The following is a 16,377-nucleotide window of genomic DNA, read 5'->3' as shown; positions in this document are numbered from 1 at the left end:
AGCTCGGCAAGCCCGAGCATGTGCTCTATGACCTGAAATACGTGCTGACCGCCGACGAGTCGGATCTGCGCCTGTAAGTTTTTTACGCTGGAGGAATTGCCACAATGACCAACCGCTACGAAGTCGTCCGCGCCGAATTGCAAGCCCAGCCACGCAAGTGGCTGGTGACCGGTTGCGCCGGATTCATCGGCTCCAACCTGTTGGAAACCTTGCTCAAATTGGATCAGACCGTTGTGGGGTTGGACAATTTCGCAACCGGCCACCAGCGCAACCTCGACGAGGTGCGCGGCCTGGTGACGCCCGAGCAATGGGCGCGCTTTTCCTTCATCGAGGGCGATATCCGCGACCTGGACACCTGCCGCCGCGCCGTCGAGGGCGTGGACAAGGTGCTGCACCAGGCGGCGCTGGGCTCGGTGCCCCGGTCGCTGAAAGACCCCCTCACCAGCAATGCCGTCAACATCGATGGTTTCCTGAACATGCTCGTGGCCGCGCGCGACGCCGGCGTGGGCGCCTTTGTCTACGCGGCGTCCAGCTCGACCTATGGCGACCACCCGGCGCTGCCCAAGCTGGAAGACAATATCGGCCGGCCGCTGTCGCCCTATGCGGTGACCAAGTTCGTCAACGAGCTCTACGCCGATGTGTTCGCCCGTTCCTACGGCTTCGAGACGGTGGGCCTGCGCTACTTCAATGTCTTCGGCCGCCGCCAGGATCCCGATGGCGCCTACGCCGCGGTCATTCCCAAGTGGACCGCCGCCATGATCCAGGGCGAGACCGTGGTCATCAACGGCGATGGCGAAACCAGCCGCGACTTCTGCTATGTGGACAACGCGGTGCAGGCCAACATCCTGGGCGCCATGGCGCCCCAGGAAGGCCGCAACCAGGTCTACAACGTCGCCTTTGGCGGGCGCACGACGCTCAACCAGCTCTTTGACTTCCTGAAAGAATCGCTGGGCCGCCAGGGCGTGCGCTACGAAAAGTCGGCCGAGCACGCGGATTTCCGCGCCGGCGATGTGCGCCACTCGCAGGCCGATATCGGCAAGGCCGGCAAGCTGCTGGGCTACCAGCCGGCCTTCGACATCCTGCGTGGCCTGGATGCCGCCATGCCCTGGTACACGCAATTCCTGCGTTGAGTTGAAAGCCCTGCTACGCAAAATCGGCACCCTGCACCCGGACCACCAGCGCATCTTCAAGGGCGCGTTCCGGGTAGCCGTTTTCCTTATCCTCGGCAAGGCCGCCGGCGCCATCAAGGAGATGGCGGTGGCCTATCGTTACGGCATCAGCGATGCCGTGGATGCCTATCAGTTCACCATGACCATGGCGACCTGGCTGCCCGTCACCATCGTGGGCGTGCTGTCGGTCGTGCTGATCCCGGTGCTGGTGCGGCTGCGCCGGGAGGGCGGCGCCGAGCGCAATGTCTTTGTCAGCGAACTGCAGGGATGGACCCTGCTGGCCGGGCTCTTGCTGGCCGGCCTGACCTGGCTGGCCTGGCCCTATGTGCTGGCCTGGCTGGGGCCGGGCCTGCCGGGCGCCGTGGCGCGCATGACCCACGAGCTGCTCTGGGCCTTCGTGCCGGTCAGCGCCATTCTGCTGATCGCCGGCATCAGCGCGGCGCGCCTGCGCTCGCATGAGCGTCACGTCAACACCTTGCTCGACAGCGTGCCGGCGGTCACCACGCTGGGCTGGGTCATGCTGGTCGCCGCCGGCGGCGACCAGATCGGGCCGCTGCTCTGGGGCACGCTGGTGGGCTATGTCATCCAGGCCGCCTGGCTCGCCTGGCTGGCCGCACGCGCCGACCAGGGTTTCTGGGGCGCGCCGCGCCTGAGCCTGCGGTCGCCGCATTGGCCCGAGCTCATGAGCGCGGCCGGCGTGATGCTGATCGGGCAAGTGGCCATGAGTTTCGTCAATCCGCTGGATCAATACGCCGCGGCCAACCTGGGCAGCAACGCGAACGCCACGCTGGGCTACGCCAGCCGCCTGCTGTCGCTGGTGCTGGGCATAGGCGCGGTGTCCGTGGGCCGCGCGGCCTTGCCGGTGTTGGCCGATGTGCAGCATCGCGGCGACGCCCGGCGCGCGCGCAGCATGGCGCTCAAGTGGTCGTGGATGATGGTCGGCGCGGGTATCGCGGCCGTGGCGCTCGGCTGGGCGCTGGCGCCCTGGGGCGTGGCCCTGCTGTTCGAGCGCGGCGCTTTCACGGCGCAGAACACCGAGGCCGTGGCCGGCGTGCTGCGCTGGGGCCTCTTGCAGCTGCCCTTTTATTTTGGCGTGTTGATCCTGGTCCAGCTGCTCGCCAGCCAGAACCGCTACCGCATCATGGCGCTCATCGCGGTGGCCAACTTCCTGCTCAAGGCGGTGCTCAATGCGGTGCTGGCGCCGCGCATGGGCACCGAAGGCATCATGCTGGCGACCAGCCTGATGTATTTCCTGTCCTTCGTCTGCTACACGGCCGTGGCGATGCGTCCGGTCGCCGATCCCGAGGAGACTGCCTAGATGTCCGGCCCGCGCACCCTGATCTTCATCCATTCCCTGCACGGCGGCGGCGCCGAGCGCGTGGCGGTGGACCTGGCGGGCCACTGGGCCGCCGAGGGGCGGGAAGTCATGATCCTCACGCAGGCAGAGGGCGACGCCTATCCGGTGCCGGCCGGCGTGCAGCGCCGCGCGCTGGGCACCGATGGCGGCGGGGGCGGAGGGCTGCGCGGCATCCTGGACAATCTGCGGCGGCTGCGGGCCCTGCGCGCCGTGATCCGCGATTTCAAGCCCGAGATCGTGCTGGGCATGATGACGACCTCGTCCATCCTCGCCGTGCTCGCCGCCTGGGGGCTGCCGGCCAAGGTGATCGCCACCGAGCACACGCATCCCCCTTCGCAGCAGCTCTCGGGCATGTGGCAGCGCCTGCGCCGCCTGACCTATCCCCGCGCCGCGCGCGTGGTCGCGCTCACGCGCGGCACGGCCGACTGGCTGGCCCGGCATGTGCCGGGCTCGCGCCTGGCCGTTATCCCCAATCCAGTGCATTGGCCGCTGCCGCGCAGCGAGCCCCGGCTGGCGCCGCCGGCCGTGCCCGGCCGGCATTATCTGCTGGCCGTCGGGCGCCTGCATCCGGACAAGGGCTTCGACGTCCTGATCGACGCCTACGCGCGGCTGGCCGGGCGTTTCCCCGATTGGGACCTGCTCATCCTGGGCGAGGGCGATGAACGCGCCCGCCTGAGCGCCCAGGCCGAGGCGGCCGGGCTGGCGGGCCGGGTCTATATGCCGGGGCGCGGCGGCAATGTGGCCGACTGGTATGAGTCGGCCGACCTGTATGTGCTCAGTTCCCGTTTCGAAGGCCTGTCCAACACGCTTCTTGAAGCCATGGCCAGCGGACTGGCGCCCGTCAGCTTTGATTGCGATACTGGGCCACGGGAGATCGTGCGCGAAGGCGTCGACGGCCTGCTGGTGCGCCCGGTCGGGCAGGCCGATGCGCTGGCCGATGCGCTGGCCGGCCTGATGAGCGATCCCCAGGCGCGCGCGCGCCTGGCCGCCGAAGCCGTCACCGCGCGCGAGCGTTTTTCCGCCCGCCGCGTGCTCGGTCTGTGGCAACAACTTTTTGACGACGCTCTCGGGCGTTCCTCTACCTAGAGAACAGAAAAATCATGTGCGGAATCGTCGGTCTTTGGGGACCTCTTGAAGGCAAGGCGCAGATATTGGCAGAAAGCTGCCATCGCATCCGCCTGCGGGGCCCGGACAGCAAGGGCTTCTGGGAAGACGGCCAGGCCGGCGTGGCCTTCGGGCATGTGCGCCTGGCCATCCAGGACCTGACCGAAGCCGGTCACCAGCCCATGGTGTCGGCCTGCGGGCGCTATGTCCTCACCTACAACGGCGAGGTCTATAACCATCTGGACATGCGCGCCGAACTCGAGAAGGCCGGCCGCGCGCCCGCCTGGCGCGGCCACTCCGATACCGAAACCATCCTGGCCTACGCGGCCGCCTTCGGCGTCGAAGCCATGCTGCGCGCCGCCGTGGGCATGTGGGCCATCGCGCTCTGGGATCGCCAGACCCGCAGCCTGACCCTGGCGCGGGACCGCATGGGCGAAAAGCCGCTTTACTACGGCTATGTCGGCGCCACCCTGGCGTTTTCCTCCCAGCTCAAGGGTTTGTCGCCCGTGCCGGGCTTCGGCCGCAATATCGACCGCAATGCCCTGGCGTCCTTCATGCGGCACAACTATGTGCCCGCGCCGCAATCCATCTATGAAGGCATACGCAAGCTGCCGGCGGCCAGCTGGGTCGTGATCAGCGAGGCGCAGCTCGGCGCGCGCGAGATGCCCGCGCCCCAGGTCTATTGGTCGGCGATGCAGGTGGCCGACGCCGGCCAGCGCCAGCCGCGGGAGTTCGCCAGCGACAACGAAGCGGCCGATGCCTTGCAGGCCGTGCTGACGCAGGCCGTGCGCGGGCAGATGATTTCGGATGTGAGCCTGGGCGCCTTTCTGTCCGGTGGCATCGACTCGTCGACCATCGCCGCGCTCATGCAAAGCCAGAGCAATGTGCCGGTGCGCACCTTCGCCATCGGCTTTCACGAAAAGGAATACGACGAGGCGCCGCATGCCAAGGCCGTGGCCACGCATCTGGGCACGGATCACTCCGAGCTCTACGTCACGGCGCAGGATGCCCTGGACGTCGTGCCGGGCCTGGCCGATATTTACGACGAACCTTTCGCCGACTCTTCGCAAATCCCCACGGCGCTGGTGACGCGCATGGCGCGCCAGCATGTGACCGTGGCCTTGTCCGGTGATGGCGGCGATGAGCTGTTCGGCGGTTATTCGCGCTATCTGCGTGTCGCCAATTGGTGGGACAAATGCGCCCGCTTGCCCGCGCCGCTGCGGCATCTGGCCGGCGGCATGATGCGCGGCTCGGCCACGCTGCCGGGCGCCGGCGCCTGGCGCGGCAAGGTCGGCAAGATGGGCGAACTGCTGCGCGCCGATTCCGAGGGTGAGTTCTATCGCCTTTTCGTTTCGTATTGGTCGGATCCGGGCAGTGTGGTCAAGGGCGCCGCCGAGCCGCCTTCGCCTTTCGAGGCGCCGCTTGCCGGCCCCTTGTACGAAGCCATGATGAAGCTGGATACGATCACCTATCTGCCCGACGACATCCTGGTCAAGGTGGATCGCGCGGCCATGGCCGTGAGCCTGGAGACCCGGGTGCCGCTCATCGATCATCGCGTCTACGAATTCGCCTGGAGCCTGCCCTTCAAATACAAGGTGCGCGGCGGCACGGGCAAGTGGCTGCTGCGCCAGGTGCTGCATCGCCATGTGCCGCAAAGCCTGGTCGAGCGGCCCAAGCGCGGCTTTGCCGTGCCGCTGGCGGCATGGCTGCGCGGGCCCTTGCGCGATTGGGCCGAGGCGCTGCTGGATCCGGCGCGCCTGCGCCAGGAAGGCTGGTTCGAACCCGAACCCATCCTGCGCAAATGGCGCGAGCATCTGAGCGGCCACCGCAAATGGGACAGCCATCTGTGGGGCGTGCTGATGATGCAGGCCTGGCTGGACCGCTATCACCGCGACGGCGCGCAATGAAGATCGTGCTGGCGGTCAGCTCCATGCATGCCGGCGGCGCCGAGCGCGTGGCGGCGACCCTGGCCAATGCCTGGGCGGCCCGGGGCGATCAGGTCACGCTGCTGCCGACCTTCTCGGGCGGCGGCGACTGCTTTTATCCGCTGGACCCGAAGGTCGAGCTGCTGTGGCTGGCCCGCGCCGTGCCGGCCAGCGGCACGCTGGCCCCCCTCAAGCGTCTGCTGGGTCTGCGCCGGCTGATCCGCGAGCGCCGGCCCGATGTGCTGGTCTCCTTCCTGACCAACGTCAATGTCGGCGCCATCCTCGCCACCCGAGGCCTGAAGCAGCCGCTCATCGTCTGCGAGCGCACCAATCCTGTCGTCGATACCACGACGGGCAAGGTCTGGCGCCGCTTGCGGCGCTGGCTCTATCCTTGCGCCGATGTCGTCACCGTGCAGGCCGAGGATACCGTGGCGCCTTTCGCGGCCCAGGTGCCGGGCATCCGCCACCTGGCCGTGATCCCCAACCCCTTGCCTGCCGAGCTGCTGGACGCGCCCCTGGCCGCGCTCGCGCCGGATGCGCAAGGACGGCGGCGTCTGATGGCCATGGGCCGGCTGGTGCCCGACAAGCAATTCGGCCTGTTGATCGATCTCTTCGCCGAGCTGGCGCCCGCCCATCCCGACTGGGATCTCTGGATCTGGGGCGAGGGACCGCAGCGGCAAGCGCTCGAGGCGCGCGTGGCGCAACTGGGCATGCGGCAGCGCATACGCCTGCCGGGCCGCACCAGCGAGCCCTGGGAAGCCTTGTCGCAGTCCAGCGCCTTCGTGCTCAGTTCGGCGGTGGAAGGCTTTCCCAATGTCCTGCTCGAAGCCATGGCCAAGGGGCTGCCTTGCGCGGCCTTCGATTGCCCCAGCGGGCCGCGCGAAATGACGCGCGATGGGGCCGACGCCTTGTTGCTGCGCGAGCCGCCGGCCATGCGCGATGCGCTGGATCGCCTGATGAGCGATGCCGCCCTGCGCGCGGAGCTGGGGCGGCGCGCGGCCCATTCGGTGCGTGAACGCTACGCCTTGTCCAAGGTGCTGGCGCAGTGGGACGACTTGTTTGCGCTCGCGCGCCAGTGAGACCAGGATGCGTATCGCTCACATCATCACGGGCTTGGGGCAGGGAGGGGCCGAATCGGTTCTCTACCGCCTGGCCTGCTATACCGACACCAGCACCCGCCATGTGGTGATCTCGCTGACCGATGAAGGCGTCTACGGCGCGCGCCTGCGCGCGGCCGGCATCACCGTGCATGCCCTGGGCATGCCGCGCGGCCGCGTGACCATGTCCGGCGTGCTGGCCTTGCGCGCGCTGCTGCGCGCCGAGGCGCCCGATGCCGTGCAGACCTGGATGTACCACGCCGATCTCATCGGCGGACTGGCCGCGAGGCTGGCCGGCATCAAGGCAGTGGCCTGGGGCATACGGAATTCCGGCAATCACCTGGGCCGCAGCAGCCGTTCGGCCCGGCTGGTGCTGCGCGCCTGCGCGGCGCTGTCGCGCTGGGTGCCGCGCGCCATTGTCTGCGCCGCCCAGGATGCCGCCCAGCGCCATCGCGAGCTGGGCTACGACGGGCGGAAGATGGTCGTCATTCCCAATGGCTACGACTTGTCGCGCTACGCGCCGGACGCCGAGGCCGGCGGCCGCATGCGCGCGCTATGGGGCGTGGGCGACGATGCGCCGCTTATCGGCTGCGTGGCGCGCTGGGATCCGCTCAAAGACCACCGCAATCTGCTGGCCGCGCTGGGCCAATTGCTGCGCGAGGGCCAGGCGCTCAAGTGCGTGCTGGTCGGGCGCGGCATGACGCCGGGCAATGCCGATCTGGTGGCGCTGATTGAATCCGAGGGGCTGCAGGGCCGCGTGCTTCTGACCGGGCCCAGCGACGATGTGGCCGCCGTGATGAACAGCCTGGACCTGCATGTGCTGCCCAGCTGCGCAGAGGGCTTTCCCAATGTGGTGGCCGAGGCCATGGCCTGCGGCACGCCTTGCGTGGTGACCGACGTGGGCGATGCCGCCCATATCGTCGGCGACACGGGCGTGGTGGTGCCCGCCGAGCAGCCTGCCGCCCTGGCGCGCGGCATTGCGCAGGCATTGCGCGAGGTGGCCGAGCGCGGCCGCGCCGCGGCCGGCGCGGCTGGCCGCGAACGGGTGCTGGCGCTTTTCGACCTGGGCCGCATGGTGCGCGCCTATGAGGCGGTGTGGCGCCGCATTGCTGGAGAACGCTGATGGAAGCCCGCGCCAAGCGCTTGTTGTTCGTGGTGAACAACCCGGCCTTCTTTCTTTCCCATCGGGCGGCGCTGGCCGAGGCCGCGCTGGCCGCGGGCTATGAGGTGCATGCGGCCACCATGGACGGGCCTTCGGTGCCGCGCATACAGGCCATGGGCGTCGCGCATCATGTGATTCCCATGAGCCGCAGCGGCAAGCACCCGCTGCAGGAGCTCAAGACGCTCTGGGCGCTGTATCGGCTGTTCAAGCGCCTGCGTCCGGACCTGGTCCATCTGGTGACCATCAAGCCCGTGCTCTATGGCGGCATCGCCGCGCGCATGGCGGGCGTGCCCGCCATGGTGGCGGCCATCTCCGGCCTGGGCTATGTCTTCGTGGCCGAGGGCTTGCGCGCCCGTCTGGTGCGCGCCGTGGTGCGCGGTTTCTATCGCCTGGCGCTGGGGCATGGCAACAGCCGCGTGATTTTCCAGAACACCAATGATCGCGACGTCCTGAGCAAGCTGGGCGTGGTGCGCGCCGGCCAGGTCGAATTGATACGCGGCTCGGGCGTGGATCTGGCGCAGTACCGCGCCGAACCCGAGCCGCCCGAGCCCCCCGTGGTGGCCTTGATGGTGGCGCGCCTGCTGCGCGACAAAGGGGTGCGCGAATTTGTCGAGGCCGCCGCGCTGCTGCGCCAGCAGGGCTTGAATATGCGCATGCGCGTGGCCGGCGATATCGACCCGGGCAATCCCGCCTCGATCAGCGCCGAAGAAATGCAAGTCTGGCGCGAGGAAGGCTTAGTCGAGCTCCTGGGCGAGCGCCAGGATGTGGCCGCGCTCTATGCGGCCGCGCATATCGCGGTGCTGCCTTCCTACCGGGAGGGGCTGTCCAAGTCGCTGATCGAAGCGGCCGCCTGCGGACGGGCGGTGGTGACGACCGATGTGCCGGGCTGCCGCGACGCCATCGATCCGGGAGAAACCGGCCTGCTCGTGCCGCCGCGCGATGCGACCGCGCTGGCCGCCGCGCTGGCGCGTCTGGCCATGGACCCGGCGCAGCGCCGGCGGCTCGGCCAGGCGGGCCGCGCACTGGCCGAGCGCGAGTTCTCGATCGAGGATGTCTGTGGCCGCCACCTGGCGATCTACGCCAGCCTGCTGGCGGCCGCCCGGGCCTAGGCGTCCGGGCGCGACAGGACGCCGATCCAGTAGCGGGTCGAGGGATCGTCCGGTCCCGGCGTCTCGCCGGGTTGGTCGAGTTCGTCGATGATGTGGCGCGCCAGGGCCTTGCCGAATTCCACGCCCCATTGGTCGAAGGGGTTGATGCCCCACAGCACGCCTTGCGCGAACACCTTGTGCTCGTAGAGCGCCAGCAGGGCGCCCAAGGCGTGGCCGGTCAGGCGCGGCAAGACGATGAGGGTGGACGGGCGGCGCCCCGGATGGATGCGATGCTGCGCCAGCACGCGCGCCTGCGCCGGATCGTCGGTCTGGGCGCTGCACTCGGCCAGGGCCTCGTCGAAGGACTTGCCGCGCAACAGCGCCGCGCGCTGCGCCAGACAGTTGGCGATCAGCAGGCGGTGATGGTGATCGTAGCGATGGTCGGGGCGTTCGCAGAAAATAAAGTCCACCGGCGCGCCGGCCGTGTCCTGATGCAGCCACTGGAAGAAGGTGTGCTGGCAATCCGTGCCTGTCATGCCCCAGACCACTGGCCCGGTGGGCACGCCGGCCGGGCTGCCGTCCTGCGTGGCCACCTTGCCCAGCGATTCCATTTCGAGCTGCTGCGCCCAGGGAACGAGATGGGTCAGGCGCGAGTCGTAGGGCGTGATGGCCAGCGTCTCGAAGCCCATCACGCTGCGGTTGGCCATGCCGGCCAGGGCCATCTGCACCGGCGCATTGACGGCCAGCGGCGCGTTCAGGAAGTGCTCGTCCATGGCGGCCGCGCCGGCCAGCAACTGGTCGAAAGTCTCGCAGCCCAGGGCCAGGGACACGGGCAGGGCGCCGATGGCCGACCATAGGGAATAACGGCCGCCGACCCAATCCCAGAACTGGAAAATGCGTTCGGGGGCGATGCCGAAGGCCAGCGCCGCGTCGACGTTGGCCGTGATGGCCGCCACCTGTTTGAGCGGATCGGCCACGCCGGCTTCTTCCAGCCAGTGGATGGCCACCTGGGCATTGGCCAGCGGCTCGGTCGTGGTGAAGGACTTGGAGGCGATGATGACCAGGGTACTGTGCGGATCGAGCTGGTGCATCGCATCGGCCACCGCGTGGGAATCGACATTGGAGGCAAAGCGCACCTCGCGCTTGACCCCCTGGTGGCGCAGGGCGCGCACGATCATGCGCGGCCCCCAGTCGCTGCCGCCGATGCCCAGATGCAGGACATATTTATAGTCGCCGCGGGCATCCGCCGCCTCGACGAAGCGGCGCACGCGCTCGCGTTCGGCCAGCACGGCCTGGCTCACGGACGGCGGCGGCGCGGCCGCCCGCAGCGCGGTATGCCAGGCCGGACGATGTTCGGTCCAGTTGACCTCGCCGCCATCAAAGAGCCGGCGGATGGCCTGCGTCAAGCCTTGCTGGGCGCACAGCCCAAGGGCGGCCTGTTCGAGCGCGGGCGAATAGGCCTGGGCGGTCAGGTCGACGGACAGGCCGGCGGCTTCGATCACGCGCAGATGGTCGCCACGGTGCGAAGCTCCGTGCACGGCCTCGGCAAAAGATTGCCAGGCGGGGCTCGAAGAGAGGGGCGCGGTCATGGGAGGGGCTCAGAAGGGCAGGCGGGCCTGCGGAGCCAGGCGCAGAAGCTCGCGCTTGAACTGGTTCTGGATGCGGGCCAGAGCCTCGGCGTTTTCGGCTTCGAAGCGCAGCACGACCACAGGCGTGGTGTTCGAGGCGCGTGCCAGCCCGAACCCGTCGGCGAACTCCGCCCGCACGCCGTCGATGGTGATGATCTGCGTGGCGTCGTCGAAGCGGCCTTGCGCCTGCAGCTCGCGCACCAGGGCGTGCGGCTGGCCTTCTTCCATCTCCAGCTTGAGCTCGGGCGTGGAGACGGCCGTGGGCAGGGCTTCGAGCACCTCGGAAGGATGGGCATGGCGCGAGACAATCTCCAGCAGGCGGGCGCCGGTGTAGAGACCGTCATCGAAGCCATACCAGCGCTCCTTGAAGAAGATATGGCCGCTCATCTCGCCGGCCAGCGGCGCGCCGGTCTCGGCCAGCTTGGCCTTGACCAGCGAATGGCCGGTCTGCCACATGAGGGGCTTGCCGCCGGCGTCCGCCACGGCCAGGCCCACATGGCGGCTGCATTTCACGTCGTAGATGATGGTCTCGCCCGGGCAGCGCTGCAGCACGTCGCGCGCGAAGAGGATGAGCTGGCGGTCGGGCCAGATGATCTGCCCGGACTTGGTCACCACGCCGAGGCGGTCGCCGTCGCCGTCGAAGGCCAGCCCGATTTCGCAATCGGTGGTGGCCAGGCAATGGACGAGATCCTGCAGATTGTGCGGATCGGCCGGGTCGGGATGGTGATTGGGGAAGTTGCCGTCGACCTCGCAGAACAGCTCGGTCACCTCGCAGCCCAGCGCGCGGAACAGCTGCGGCGCGACCGCGCCGGCCACGCCGTTGCCGCAGTCGATGGCGATCTTCATGGGCCGGGCCAGCTTGATATCGGAGACGATGCGCTTGATGTAGTCGGGCACCAGGTTGGCGGTGCGGCGCGTGCCGGGCCGCGCGGCCGCCAGGCCCTCGGGGGCTTCCATGGCCTGGCGCAGGGACTGCACATCGTCGCCATACAGGGCGCGGCCGCCCAGCATCATCTTGAAGCCGTTGTACTTGGGCGGATTATGGCTGCCGGTGATGGCCACGCCGGCGCCGAGCTGGCCGGCATAGGCGCCGAAATACACCAGCGGCGTGGGCACGCGCCCGATGTCCAGGGTGTTCACGCCGCCCTCGAGAATGCCTTCCTGGAGCGCGACGGAGAGTTCCGGGCTGCTCAACCGGCCATCGTAGCCGACCACGAGCTCCGTATTGCCCGCCTGACGGGCCCGTCCGGCCAGGGCGAATCCCAGCGCGCGCGCGAATCGCGCATCGATGAGATCAGGGACGGTTCCGCGGATGTCGTAGGCTTTGAATACCGAGGCAGGATATGGTTGTTTCACGAGGCTTCCTTCTGGCACGGTCGAGCTGGGCCGCGAGCGGCAGCCAGGAGAGAATTATCCCCTATTTCTGTCCGAGGGCGCTCATGGTGCGCGGGCGGTGCATCACGGCGGTGCGCGCGGCGGGCCAGCCGGGGCCGCGCGGGGCGCTCGCGGCGGATTCCGGCCCGGCACGGATATTGCGTCTTCGCAGAAGTGCTACGCTTATCTGCACGAACTTGAACGGGAGGTGGCTCATGGGTGCCAAGGTTTCGTTCGTCACACCCTCGGCCGACGCCGTTGGCAAACGCCACGGACCGCCGGGCGGCCCGGCCGGCGGGGCCGAGCGCAGGTTGGACATTCATGTGCTTGTCCAGGAAGACGGCCGCGCCGAAACCGGGCGGGCCTGGGAACGCTGCGTCTGGCGCGACCAGCGCGTGCTGATCGCCGAGTGCCCGGCGCCGCGGTTGTCGGCGCGCATGGAGGCGACGCTGCGCGATGTCGCCTCGCGGATCGCCCTGGACCGCGGCTGGCTGGGGCTGGGCACGGTGGTGTTCTCGCTGGACGACGAAAGCGGCCAGTTCCGCCTCATCGAGGCCACGCTGCAGGGGCGCAGCGGCAAGGCGGCCCTGATGGAACCCCTGGCCGCCCATGCGCTGGAGGTTGGCATCGGCGCCTGCGCGGCTTCCGGGCGGCCCGGCGCCAACCTGCTGGTGTGGGGCGTCACGCGCGGCGACGCGCTGCGGCGCGCCTATCAGGCCATCGGCGACATGCCCGGCCTGGCGGTGCCCGAGCGCGCCTTCCTGCTCAACCGCATCGCCTCGCCGGCCTTTTGTTCCGGCCTGACCGGCGCGCGCCTGGCGCGGATTTCCGATTGGAGCGATCACCGCGCCGCCGGTTGAGTCGGGATGATCCTACAATAAAGGCGCTATTCCGAACCGGCCTGGGCCGGAAGCAACCGCGAGTGCGCCTGACATGACTCTGCTGCAAGAACTCCAGTCCTTGCTGGGACCGGCCCATGTGCTGGTCGGCGAGGACGCCGAACCCTATGCCCTGGACTGGCGCCGCCGTTATCGCGGACGCGCGCTGGCCGTTGTCCGGCCGGGCTCCACCGACGAAGTCGCCGCCGTGCTGCGCCTGTGCCGCCGGCACGGCGCGCCGGTCGTGCCGCAGGGCGGCAATACCGGCCTGTGCGGCGGCGCCACGCCCGACGACAGCGGTACGGCCGTGATCCTGTCCACCGCGCGCCTGAACCGCGTGCGCGGCATCGATACCGATAACGACACCATCACCGTCGAGGCCGGCTGCGTGCTGCAGGCCGTCCAGGAGGCCGCCGAGCAGGCCGGTCGGCTGTTTCCCCTGAGCCTGGCGGCCGAAGGCAGCTGCACCATAGGCGGCAACCTGGCCACCAACGCGGGCGGCACTCAGGTGCTGCGCTACGGCAATGCGCGCGAGCTGGCGCTGGGCCTGGAGGTCGTCACCGCCGAGGGCGAAATCTGGAACGGGCTGCGCGGCCTGCGCAAGGACAATACCGGCTACGACCTGCGCGACCTCTACATCGGCAGCGAAGGCACGCTGGGCATCATTACCGCGGCCACGCTCAAACTCTACCCCTTGCCCGTGGCCCGCTGCACGGCGCTGTTGACCCTGGCCAGCGTGGACGACGCGGTCGAACTGCTGTCGCGCGCCCGCACCGGCTTCGGCGCCTCGCTCACCGGCTTTGAACTCATGGCGGCGGACTGCCTGCAGGCCGTGCTGCGGCTGTTCCCGCAGCAGCGGCTGCCTTTCGAGGGCGAATCGCTCAAGGCGCCCTGGTTCGCGCTGCTGGAGCTTTCCGACAGCGAGAGCGAAGCGCATGCGCGCGAGCGTTTCGAGGCTGTGCTGGGCGCGGCCATCGAGGACGGGCTGGCGGGCGATGCGGCCATCGCCGAAAACCTGGCGCAGAGCCAGGCGCTGTGGCACCTGCGCGAAAGCATTCCGCTGGCCGAGGCCGAGTTGGGCAAGTCGGTCAAGCACGACGTGTCCATTCCGATTTCGTCCATCGCGCATTTCGTGCGCGAGACCAATGCCGCGCTGCAAGAGCGCTTTCCGGGCGTGCGCAATGTCATCTTCGGCCACCTGGGCGATGGCAACCTGCATTACAACGTGGCGCGCAGCGCCGGCCAGACCGAAGAAGACCTCCTGGCCCTGCAGCCGGCCATCTACGACGTGGTCCATCAAAGCGTGCAGGCGCATGCGGGCTCCATCAGCGCCGAACACGGCGTGGGCCAGCTCAAGCGCGATGAATTGCCGCGCTACAAGAGCGCCGTGGAACTCGCCCTCATGAAGCGCATCAAGGCGGCGCTGGACCCGCAGGGCCTGATGAATCCCGGCAAAGTCCTGCAGGCCTGACGGCGATGACGACCGCGCGCGTGCTCATCGTCGAGGACAACCTCGCCATTGCGGGCAATCTCTACGATTATTTGCAGGCCCAGGGTTTCATGCCCGATGTGGCCTACGACGGGCGCGCCGCGGTGGGCATGCTGGAGCGCCAGGAGTTCGACGCCGTGGTGCTGGACATCGGGCTGCCGGGCATGGACGGTTATGCCGTGCTGCATGCCGTGCGCGTGGACTTGCGCAAACCCGTGCCCGTGCTGGTGCTCACCGCGCGCGACGGCCTGGAGGACAAACTGACGGGCTTCTCGCACGGCGCGGACGACTATCTGACCAAGCCTTTCGCGCTGGCCGAAGTCAAGGCGCGCCTGCTGGCGCTTATCCAGCGCTCGCGCCGCAATGTGGTGGACGCGGTCTACCGCTATGGTCCCTTGTCCCTGGACAGCCGCAGCCGCGAGGTCAGCGTCAACGGCAAGCCCGTGCACCTGGCGCGCAAATCGGTGCTCATCGTGGAGATGCTGTTGCGCGATCCGGGCAAGGTGGTCTCGCGCGAGACCCTGGAGACCGCGCTGTGGGGCGATGAGCCGCCGGCATCCGACGCCTTGCGCAGCCAGGTCCACCTGCTGCGGCGCGCGCTGGCCGAGGCGGGCTTCGACGGCATAGAGACGGTGCACGGCACAGGCTGGCGCCTCGTTCAGGCGGATCCATCATGACAGGAAGCGGCACGCTGACTCAGCGGGTGGTCTGGGCGCTGACCGGCATTGTGTCGGTCTTCGTCACGGTGTTGGCCTTGCTGTCCTACATCACCTTCGACCAGATGGAAGATGATCTGGTCAACGACATTCTCACGACGGAAACCGAGCGCGTCATCCAGCACCTGGCCGCCGAGCCGGCCTATGTGCCGGACCGCGGCTCGCGCGAGCTGGGCGGATCCATGCATGCCTGGCTGCACGTGCCCGGCGAGGTCGACGACGATATGCCCGATCCGCTGCGCGGCCTGGACAACGGGCTGCATCTGCTGGAGCCGGGCCCCGACACCTGGCATGTGATGGTGGCCGACGCCGGCCACGGCAGGGGCAAGGTCTATGTCATGTACGACGCCACCGACAACGAAGAGCGGGTGCAGAATTTCGGTCTTTTCGTGCTGGGCGTGGGCGCGGTGTGCATCGTGGTGGCCTACGGTCTGGCGCGTCGTCTTGCCGGCTATGTCGTGGGGCCGCTTGTCGCGGTCACGGACCATCTTGCCAATTGGGCGCCGGGCGCGCCCGACATGGCGGTGACGCGCGACGACGAAGCGGGGCGGCTGGTCGAGGCCTTCAATCGGGTGCAGAACCAGGTGGATCGCTCTATCGCGCGCCAGCGCGAGTTCGCGGCCAACCTGAGCCATGAAATCCGTACCCCCTTGGCCAGCATCCGCTCCGACAGCGAGATGATGCAGATGGACGGCAAGCTGCCGGCGGATGCGCAGCGCCGGCTGGCGCGCATCGTCGATGGCGTGGACAGTATTTCCGCCTCGCTGGAAAGCGCCCGCGCCATGGCGCGCGAAGAGCCGCGCGCGGCCGAGCGCGTCAAGCTGGCCGATTGCATGCAGGCGGCCTGGCAGGGATTCGCCGGCAGCGCCGAGCTGGCCGGGCTGGATTTTGCCAATGACATCGATCCGGACGCGGTGCGCCAGCTGGACCGCTACGCGCTGTTGACGGTGCTGCGCAATCTGGTGCGCAATGCCATCGAGCATGCCGCGCCCGCTCAGTTGCGCGCCGGACTGGACGAGGACGGCAACCTGGTGCTGGCCGACGACGGGCGCGGCATCGCTCCCGAAGAACTCCCCTTTGTCTTCCAGCGCTACTACACCAGCCGCCTGCGCGACGCGGGCGGCCAGCCCAATGACAACGACCTGCCGCGCGGTCTGGGCCTGGCCATCGCCAAGCAGGTCTGCGATGTACAAGGGTGGGTGCTGACCGTGGACGCCGCGCGCGAAGGCCCGCGGCGCGGCACGCGCTTCACGCTGCATCTGGGCAACCAGGCATAAGCCGGCCGCGAAGGCCGGCCCCGGCAAGGCCCTGGTGGACGACCAGGGCCTTTGCTTTAGAAGGCCCAGCGGGCGTTCAAGGTGACGGTGTGTTGCTGCGATCGGGAGGCGAA

Annotated in this window: 13 protein-coding genes; 11 read left to right on the top strand and 2 right to left on the bottom strand. The window is 68.7% G+C overall.

Features of this window, described 5'->3' with window-relative positions; genetic code table 11:
* Nucleotides 1–104 precede the first annotated feature (104 nt).
* Genes L540_RS20730 through L540_RS20700 form a run of 7 tightly spaced genes read left to right on the top strand, consistent with a single transcriptional unit; the run spans nucleotide 105 to nucleotide 8,923 of the window.
* On the top strand, nucleotides 105–1,130 hold the full coding sequence (locus L540_RS20730; protein WP_043214155.1) for an SDR family oxidoreductase: 1,026 nt from the start codon (nucleotides 105–107) through the stop codon (nucleotides 1,128–1,130).
* A gap of 1 nt (nucleotide 1,131) precedes the next feature.
* Nucleotides 1,132–2,487 carry a murein biosynthesis integral membrane protein MurJ gene (murJ, locus tag L540_RS20725; protein ID WP_043214156.1) on the top strand — a complete coding sequence of 452 codons (1,356 nt, stop codon included), beginning with the start codon at nucleotides 1,132–1,134 and terminating at the stop codon, nucleotides 2,485–2,487.
* The gene (locus tag L540_RS20720) at nucleotides 2,488–3,612 is read left to right on the top strand and encodes a glycosyltransferase family 4 protein (protein ID WP_043214158.1); all 1,125 of its coding nucleotides are present in this window, start codon (nucleotides 2,488–2,490) and stop codon (nucleotides 3,610–3,612) included.
* Between the two features lie 14 nt (nucleotides 3,613–3,626).
* Nucleotides 3,627–5,537: an asparagine synthase (glutamine-hydrolyzing) gene (gene asnB, locus L540_RS20715; protein WP_043214160.1), complete on the top strand. Its 1,911-nt coding sequence runs from the start codon at nucleotides 3,627–3,629 to the stop codon at nucleotides 5,535–5,537.
* Nucleotides 5,534–6,634, top strand: a complete 1,101-nt coding sequence (locus tag L540_RS20710; protein WP_043214163.1) for a glycosyltransferase family 4 protein — start codon at nucleotides 5,534–5,536, stop codon at nucleotides 6,632–6,634. Before asnB ends, L540_RS20710 begins: the two co-directional genes overlap by 4 nt.
* A gap of 7 nt (nucleotides 6,635–6,641) precedes the next feature.
* The gene (locus L540_RS20705) at nucleotides 6,642–7,775 is read left to right on the top strand and encodes a glycosyltransferase family 4 protein (RefSeq protein WP_043214164.1); all 1,134 of its coding nucleotides are present in this window, start codon (nucleotides 6,642–6,644) and stop codon (nucleotides 7,773–7,775) included.
* A complete protein-coding gene (locus tag L540_RS20700) occupies nucleotides 7,775–8,923 on the top strand; it encodes a glycosyltransferase family 4 protein (protein WP_043214167.1) in 1,149 nt (382 codons plus the stop codon). The genes L540_RS20705 and L540_RS20700 overlap by 1 nt, the downstream gene beginning before the upstream one ends.
* Here L540_RS20700 and pgi read toward each other — a convergent pair.
* A complete protein-coding gene (gene pgi, locus L540_RS20695) occupies nucleotides 8,920–10,491 on the bottom strand; it encodes a glucose-6-phosphate isomerase (RefSeq protein ID WP_043214169.1) in 1,572 nt (523 codons plus the stop codon). The two genes, L540_RS20700 and pgi, sit on opposite strands and share 4 nt — an antisense overlap.
* A gap of 9 nt (nucleotides 10,492–10,500) precedes the next feature.
* Entirely contained in the window at nucleotides 10,501–11,886 is a 1,386-nt protein-coding gene (locus tag L540_RS20690) for a phosphomannomutase/phosphoglucomutase (RefSeq protein ID WP_043214171.1), read from the bottom strand.
* Between the two features lie 233 nt (nucleotides 11,887–12,119).
* Between L540_RS20690 and L540_RS20685 the strand changes: the two genes are divergently transcribed.
* From L540_RS20685 to L540_RS20670, 4 genes are all read left to right on the top strand, one after another.
* A complete protein-coding gene (locus L540_RS20685) occupies nucleotides 12,120–12,764 on the top strand; it encodes a BPTD_3102 family carboxylase-like protein (RefSeq protein ID WP_043214175.1) in 645 nt (214 codons plus the stop codon).
* A 73-nt stretch (nucleotides 12,765–12,837) separates the two neighbouring features.
* A complete protein-coding gene (locus tag L540_RS20680) occupies nucleotides 12,838–14,253 on the top strand; it encodes an FAD-binding oxidoreductase (RefSeq protein WP_043214176.1) in 1,416 nt (471 codons plus the stop codon).
* A gap of 5 nt (nucleotides 14,254–14,258) precedes the next feature.
* Nucleotides 14,259–14,948, top strand: coding sequence for a response regulator transcription factor (locus L540_RS20675; protein ID WP_043214177.1), 690 nt, complete (start codon nucleotides 14,259–14,261; stop codon nucleotides 14,946–14,948).
* On the top strand, nucleotides 14,945–16,264 hold the full coding sequence (locus tag L540_RS20670) for a sensor histidine kinase (protein ID WP_043214179.1): 1,320 nt from the start codon (nucleotides 14,945–14,947) through the stop codon (nucleotides 16,262–16,264). The genes L540_RS20675 and L540_RS20670 overlap by 4 nt, the downstream gene beginning before the upstream one ends.
* Nucleotides 16,265–16,377: the final 113 nt, after the last annotated feature.

The organism is Bordetella pseudohinzii (assembly GCF_000657795.2).
In the GTDB taxonomy this organism is placed as follows: domain Bacteria; phylum Pseudomonadota; class Gammaproteobacteria; order Burkholderiales; family Burkholderiaceae_B; genus Bordetella; species Bordetella pseudohinzii.
This window is presented reverse-complemented; position numbering and strand designations above follow the sequence as displayed.